General features: G+C 58.6%; 2 protein-coding genes. One reads left to right on the top strand and one right to left on the bottom strand.

Annotated elements, in window-relative coordinates; translation table 11 throughout:
- Positions 1 to 807, bottom strand: an 807-nt coding sequence (locus tag AC1D1P_RS23020) for a tetratricopeptide repeat protein (protein WP_477674593.1), incomplete at its 3' end; no start/stop codon positions are given.
- A 254-nt stretch (positions 808 to 1,061) separates the two neighbouring features.
- Here AC1D1P_RS23020 and AC1D1P_RS23015 point away from each other — a divergent pair.
- Entirely contained in the window at positions 1,062 to 1,445 is a 384-nt protein-coding gene (locus tag AC1D1P_RS23015) for an ArsR/SmtB family transcription factor (protein WP_477669337.1), read from the top strand.
- Positions 1,446 to 1,527: the final 82 nt, after the last annotated feature.

Here is a 1,527-nt window from a genome sequence, read left to right as displayed (position 1 = left end):
GGATCCGGCGACGGTATAGCTGCCGGCCTGCACGACACCGGTGAATTCGTGCTTTTCGTAGCGGTAGCTGGCACCGGCGTTGACATCAACCTGGCCGGTGTTGAAGTCGTTGTACTTGGCATTGATGCGCGAATTCCCGCTGGCGTTCGCGATCAACGACCAGCGCGGGTCGACGACGTAACGGGCTGACAGCCCGCCGCCCAGGGTCATGAAGGCATCTTTGGTCTCAACACCCGAAGCATTGAGGGTGAAAATTGCGCCGCCAAAAAGCGGAACCGCGACATTGGGATTGCCGGGGCCGCTGTTGACATTGGTGTCGTAGCCGACGCTGGCTTCCAGGTACGGTTTGACGGACGAGCGGGCGGCTTCTTCCGTGCGATCAATGGCTTGCAGGAACTGGTCGATGGTGGCGGCGGCCTCCGTCGGGATGTTGTCTTGTTTGGCTTCCAGTAACACCTTGCGCGAGCCGGCGTTGTCCCCGACGGCAAAAAGTGCCCGTCCAAGCTCCGCGCGCGCACGGGAGTTGGCCGGCTGCACCGCCAGCACGCGTTCGAGCGCGAATATGGCGCGGGTGAATTGCCCTGTGTCGTTGGCGGCGATACCCAGCACCGTGTCGAAGTCGGGGTCGCCTGCGCGTGCGGTTTCCTGGGGCTCAAGCAGATCGAAGGCTTTTTGTGCCTGGCTCTGGTCGAGCAGCGTACGCGCCTGACTGACCAGTGCATCGACTTCCGCATGCGCTGCAGCGGCCATCATGACGGCGAGAAGGATGCCGGTACTTTTGAAGATGAAGGGTTTTTTTGAAGACATAAGTATTGGGTTTTACCGGTCCCGGGTAACAACTCGTAAGTAACAAAAGTTTTATATCACGATGAGGGGTCTTTCAACGCTTTTTTACACCTTTGCCGCCCTGCGCAAGTGCATGGAGGCAACACCTTTTCGGCGTTTGGCGGGTCGGTTGGTCATATTTACGTGTTCGCCTTGCGTGCCTAGGGTATTTACGGGTTTTTTGAGGCGGCTTCAGGCTTAATATCAGCAATTACTTATATTAAGAATAAATCGCTATGAACGAGATGATCCAGACCAGTGCGCAAGTCGAGAGGGGCCGTGTGTTTGAGCTGGCGGCCGAGTTGTTCGCTGTGCTCGCGACGCCGATGCGCTTGCGTGTCTTGAGCGCCCTGTGCGAACGTGAAAAGTCCGTGAATGAGTTGCTGGCGGAGATCGACACCACCCAGCCCAATCTTTCCCAGCAYCTGGCCGTGCTGTACCGCACCGGTGTGCTGGCCAAGCGCAAGGAAGGCACCCAGGTGATTTACCGCGTTCAAAGCGAAAAAGCCGTGGCGCTGTGCCGCAGTGTCTGCACCCAGATCGCCATCGAGCTGGATGARCCGGGCGGATTGTCGCCGGCCGAAAGCCTGTCGCCGCGATCCGCCTCCCAAGACGCCTGAACCGAAAGAACGCCCTTTATGCTGAGCCGTTTTTTACAGCGCGCGCCGGAGAATTTCCTCTCAGGGGCGCAAATAGCGGACG

The sequence above is a fragment of the Polaromonas sp. P1_E1_2 genome, assembly GCF_056406035.1.
The sequence above is the reverse complement of the archived record's forward strand: the minus strand, read 5'-3'. Positions and strand labels throughout refer to the sequence as shown.